At 51.7% G+C, this 5,236-nt stretch carries 6 protein-coding genes; 4 read left to right on the forward strand and 2 right to left on the reverse strand.

Features of this window, described 5'->3' with window-relative positions; genetic code table 11:
* Nucleotides 1-1,408, reverse strand: a 1,408-nt coding sequence (locus IBX50_RS16900) for a UvrD-helicase domain-containing protein (protein ID WP_292257471.1), incomplete at its 3' end; no start/stop codon positions are given.
* 213 nt (nucleotides 1,409-1,621) lie between these two features.
* Between IBX50_RS16900 and IBX50_RS16905 the strand changes: the two genes are divergently transcribed.
* The 4 genes from IBX50_RS16905 to IBX50_RS16920 all read left to right on the forward strand — a co-directional run bounded on the left by IBX50_RS16905 (nucleotide 1,622) and on the right by IBX50_RS16920 (nucleotide 4,679).
* Nucleotides 1,622-2,092, forward strand: a complete 471-nt coding sequence (locus IBX50_RS16905; RefSeq protein ID WP_292257472.1) for a hypothetical protein — start codon at nucleotides 1,622-1,624, stop codon at nucleotides 2,090-2,092.
* 20 nt (nucleotides 2,093-2,112) lie between these two features.
* Nucleotides 2,113-2,763: a hypothetical protein gene (locus IBX50_RS16910; RefSeq protein WP_292257473.1), complete on the forward strand. Its 651-nt coding sequence runs from the start codon at nucleotides 2,113-2,115 to the stop codon at nucleotides 2,761-2,763.
* Between the two features lie 9 nt (nucleotides 2,764-2,772).
* A complete protein-coding gene (locus IBX50_RS16915) occupies nucleotides 2,773-3,822 on the forward strand; it encodes a hypothetical protein (protein WP_292257474.1) in 1,050 nt (349 codons plus the stop codon).
* Nucleotides 3,823-3,911: 89 nt separating this feature from the next.
* Complete coding sequence (locus IBX50_RS16920; RefSeq protein ID WP_292257475.1) at nucleotides 3,912-4,679, forward strand: lytic transglycosylase domain-containing protein; 768 nt, start codon at nucleotides 3,912-3,914, stop codon at nucleotides 4,677-4,679.
* Between the two features lie 5 nt (nucleotides 4,680-4,684).
* Here the strand turns inward: IBX50_RS16920 and IBX50_RS16925 are convergent.
* On the reverse strand, nucleotides 4,685-5,236 hold a 552-nt coding region (locus IBX50_RS16925; protein WP_292257476.1), incomplete at its 5' end, for a hypothetical protein.

The following is a 5,236-nucleotide window of genomic DNA, read 5'->3' on the forward strand; positions in this document are numbered from 1 at the left end:
TTTCATCAATCATGACTTCGCGACTAATGTTGGCAATGACCTCTGGATCGGAAATGTCCGGCCAATCATCGTTCAGTGAAACAAATCGCGCCTCAAGACCTTTTGAGCGATGTGCAGACGAAACCACTAGGTCTGCCTGACCGCGATCATCAGTGCTGCACTCCTTGATTCTGCTAAGATACCGGGGAACTTTTTGTCCGTATTTATCCAGCAATCGAATCAATTTATTCATCTCGTAGTCACCCGATGCCTCAGCCACCTCCCTGTACTCCTCAAAGTCAGTGAAGTCATGGATCAGTTTTTTATTTCTGACTTTTTGGAGCTCACCTTCCTTAAAGTAAAACAGGTTCTGAAGGTCGTTCACTCCATAGCCCTGCGGCGTTCCAATCCAGTAAATTTTTTTGCCTGAGGCCATAGCATCCAAGGCCTTTTCAAGCACGCCAGCACCCGTGCGAGACAGCGCCAAAATCTCGCCCTTGTGCTTGCCGGATTCCATGAGCTCTTCAAATTCTCTGGCACCAATAATGCCATCCTCCTTGGGTGACAGACCCTGCACTTTGTGCTGTTCACCCTTTACAACCTGCAGGATGGCATTAGCCGAAGCTGCGATACGCTGACCAAAACGAAACGAGCCTGTCAGGTAGAGTGAGGCTGCATCTTTCAGCGAGGGGTCATTCATGGCATTTTCCGCGCCACGAAAACGATAGATCTGCTGGTGCGTATCGCCCACCAACACCCGGTAAACTTGCTTTTGCCGCATCACGATGTCCGTGGTGACAGGGTTTGCATCCTGCGCCTCGTCAAAAAGGATCATGTCATAACGCGAAAGATCAGGCTTGGAGAGCTGGTAGAGCTTTAAATACACATCATGCACCACAGGAAAATTAGAATCCTTGTCAATCATCGTATTCCAAAGGTGCTTGGCACCTTCTAGCATCCGATTCAGTTTTGCAGGGGTTACTTTGGATCGGTGATCCTTGGATGCCTCCCGCATTTCACGGCTAATGTGCTTGGCATCCATGCCATGATCGGCTGACGCCAGGTAATTGGTCAGCGTCTGCATGGCGCCCTTAACAACCATCCAGTCATCAGATGAAATCAGTCCGGCTACATCACGCATTTGCAGATTTTGAGTCAGGCGATGCTGGTAAAGACGACCGTAGCCCCAGGCCATCTGATGCGATGTTTTGCACTCCACTTGGGATGGGAATTTGGCTGCTGCCTCGTCGCGAATATCACGTCCAAATGCCAGATACAAAATACGCATGCCTGGACTGGCTTCAGCCAGCGCCTTCAGAACAGTTGTTTTACCTGCTCCGGCAAAAGCAAACACCTTTAAAACCGGGTTCAGCTTAAAGTCATGACTGATGACCTGATGCTGCTCTTGCGTAGGCTGAAAGACCTTCATGTGAGCCACTCCTGTTTCGTTCAGTTCAAATTCAATATATCTTCGCACGATAGCCAAAATCCGTATACTTAAAGGTCGCCCTCTCCTTGCGAATATACAGGGTATCCTATATTATTAATTGTTGAAACCGCTAAATAAAGAGGGTGCGTTAAGATGCCTGAAGTAAATTGTTTTATGCGATGCCATTCAAAGAACGACAGGAGAGACTCACGTATGCGCAAAAAACTATTAAGCGCAGCAATGATCGGAGCCGTGCTGAGTACCGGTGTCAGCCTGGCACCTGCTGCGATTGCTTCATCAGGCACGCCAACCTGGGCTGAGGATGCGACACGCGCCTACATCCCACCGTCACAGCGTCGCGCCCAGATGGAGCACGAACATCGTCAGGAGCAGGCGCGTGTTCGCCACCTTCCTGCAGAAAGCTTGGAAGATGCCCTGCGTCGCCCGGCTAATATCGATGTCACTGCCATGGTGTATGGCGACCTAATTGAGCAGCTAGCTCCTGCTGGATGGAATATTGAATTCAGGGGCGTGCCACAAACTCGCTTGCTGCAGCGTGTCGATGTGACGCTGACCGGAACTCGAGGCCAGGCGTTACGCCTACTGCTGGATGCTCAAGGTCTGGCACCGCACTTTTTTGAAACCGGCTTTGATCGCCCGCTGATCGTGATCAGCGCCCAATAATCGCTGCAAGGATTCTTAAGATGATGAAGAAAACACCAATCAAGCTGTCCCTTGCCGCTCTGTCCGTTGCCCTGCTGCTCGGCGGCTGCGCCTCGACTCCTGACCAGTCGCCGCATGCTCCAATTGCCCCACCAACAGCTCCGTTTCAGTGGCACCCACTGATGGAAAAGCCGACGGATGGCAATGCTTATGTTCGGGTGTATCAAGACACGTCTGAGGTGGGCAATATCAGCATTACATCGCGTGACATGGCATTGATTCGCGCCATTCGTGCCGTGTATCCCGATGCGCCTATTCATGCCGGCTCAGGTGTTGATCTTAGTCGCCCCATTGACGTATGGGTCGACAAGCTGACTCCTGCGCAGTACCTCTCTTACCTGGGTACTCGTATTGGTGGTCGTGTTGAGATCACTGCAGAAGGTGCTATCCAGATCACCGCGCATGATCGCGCAGTGGTTGATTTTGGGGCTGCACAGATGACGCGCAACGATTGGACTCAGTTGGTGGATCAAGCCTCCCGTATCGCGGATCGCCATGATGACCTCTGGATTATTGCAGATCATGAAAACAAGGTGTTTCTGCTCAGTGGTAACGGCCAGAAGCTCGATGGTGCCCGTGCTGCGCTTGAACAGTTTCGTACCTACCACCTGACTCGCAATGCAACGCGCTGAGGCCAGCAAATGAGTGAACTAAATCAAAATGACGACCTAGGCATGGGTCTTCCAGATCAAGGGGGCGGTGAAGCATCGCCCGCACAGCCCTCTGCCTTAAAAAGCAAGCTCAAGATCAAGGGCGATAAAAAACCGCTTCCCAAAGCGGTAAAAATCGGACTTTGGTCAGTCGGCGGCCTGGTGGGTTCTCTGGGCGTTCTTTCGGTTGTAGGCAGTATGATGACACCGCCTGGCCCGACCCCTCAAGAACAAAGGCAGGCAGAAATCAATCGCCAGACAGCACTGGCTGCTCAACAAGAAAGTGATCCTGCTGATCTTGCCAACAATAATGCAGTCAATCAGCCCCCTGCACCTCGCGGCCAACCCCTTTCTGCAGTGCCCGCTGACGACTTCGGTCTGCCGCGTCCCCGAGCAACAGAACCAACCCGCTTAGATACCGTAGCGCGTGATCGCCCAGAACATCGAACACGTCCGGTCGATGAGAATCTGCGCCGTGAGTTCTATCAAGACCAATTCAATGAAGTGCCGACCTTTGAGCCTCCTGTACGTGAGGTGGTGGTTCATGCTCCTCAGGAAAAGCCTCGCTTCACGCACAGCGAAACAGACTGTATTCGCATGTTTGAGCGCCGGGGTGAAGCCTTGGAAATGGCTGAGCACAGCTACTGCTTATCCATGGTGGAGCGGCGCGTTGCCCGTCAGGCAGCCCTGCGCAGCCTGAAGTACATGGAAAAACCCATTGAGCACTGGATTGACCTTAAGCGTCCGATTATTGATGTAGAAGTTCCACGACCGGTTGTGCAAGCAGCCCCGACCCCAGCAGCACCCAAGCCCGCTGCACCTGCAGTGGATTACAACTCCCTCTACTACCTAGTGGATATTGTCGGAGATACCGCTGTGCTGCGAGGGGGAAATACAGGGCGCGTCTTTGAGTTCAAAGAAGGCGCAAAGCTGGCCTATAACGGCGTACTGGAAAAAATTGAAGGCGATACCGTACACCTGCGTTTTGGTCAAAGATCTGTCCCTCTGGCGCTCTGGCATCAATCAAACTTTGAGCCTTAATTTTCCCTGTCGTTAGCAGCCAAGGACGGCCATTGACCCGCTTTTGCGGGTCTTTTTTAAATCTTCCACCCGCTAAAAAGGAGACTGTCGTGAAGCCCCAAAAGCACCTTGCTGAACCCGGATTGTTTTATCTGATCACCAACATCATTTTTGGAGCTATGCTGTTAAGTATTTTGGGTATGTTGCTGCTGGCGCATCTTTGGAAGCCATCGCCTGACTCCAGCCCGGTGAAGCCTGCTGAAGCAGCTTTGGAGCGGCCTGGCATCATGCAGATGAAGCCATTAAACATGGATGCTGTGCAGCAGCCTGAAACACACCATGTTACTGTGATTAGCACAGACACAGCGATCAGCGAGACGGCCAAAACCGCCAGGCATGATCTTACCCGCAACGATTTAAAAAAGGCATTGCAGAATCACTACCTGCTACAACCTCAGCGGGCTGACAATTTCAGTCGCTGGATACTGGAGGCACACGAGATGACTGATGTGCCGATTGGATTTGTCACGGCACTGATCGCTTCAGAGTCATCATTTCGCTATCAAGTGACTTCCAGTGCTGGTGCTATTGGACCTGCCCAGGTCAGGCCGTCTGATTGGCAAGCATTCTGCCACCCGCTGGATCTGAAAGATCCACGTCAGAATGTGCTGTGTGGTGCCAAGGCATTGCATCACCTTTACCAAAGCCCTGCCTGCAATGAAAATTGGCCGTGTGCCTTTACTCATTACAATGTAGGTCGAGGCAATCTGTTAAAAAATCGCTTTCCTGGGGCTGCAGAGCGTTACATCAAGCGCATCACCACCAAGCTGAATATGGCACCGGAGCTTTGGCCTATGGATGTTTCGCTGCTGCCTTAAGCAGCCTACATCTTCCCCTGCTCTGCTGGGTGTGCTGCTATTGATTCAGGTGCATTTTTGCTCAGGCCAGCAAGAGAAGCTGCAAGCCACGAAATCTGAATGACGAGCACTGGCCACAGATTGCCATAGAGAAGGCTTGGTATCAAAAAGCCTGGCGCCATCACAGAGCACATTAAAAAAACCTGCTTGGGCAGACCAAAAAACAAAAAAAGCGCATAGCTTGATATGTAGGTAGCTAGAGACACCCAGGCCAAAACCTGAACTGAATCCAGCGAGTAAAAATATAGATCAATCAGCGGGTAACAGGCCAGCATAACTGCCGGAACCCCAATGGCAAACGCAGTAGCCGTATTGCTTGTTATCCAGGGTCTGAATGAAAAAACACCCCTCTCCCTCATGCTCCCAAGAATGCTTAGCAAAACCCGCGTAAACCCTCGCCCAATCGGGCGGGGATATAAGCAAAACCCGCGTAAACCCTCGCCCAATCGGGCGGGGATATAAACGGATGACTGCGTAGCAGTCATGGGTTGCAGGTAGTAACTAACAGCTGGTATTCT

It is taken from the genome of Marinospirillum sp. (assembly GCF_014859565.1).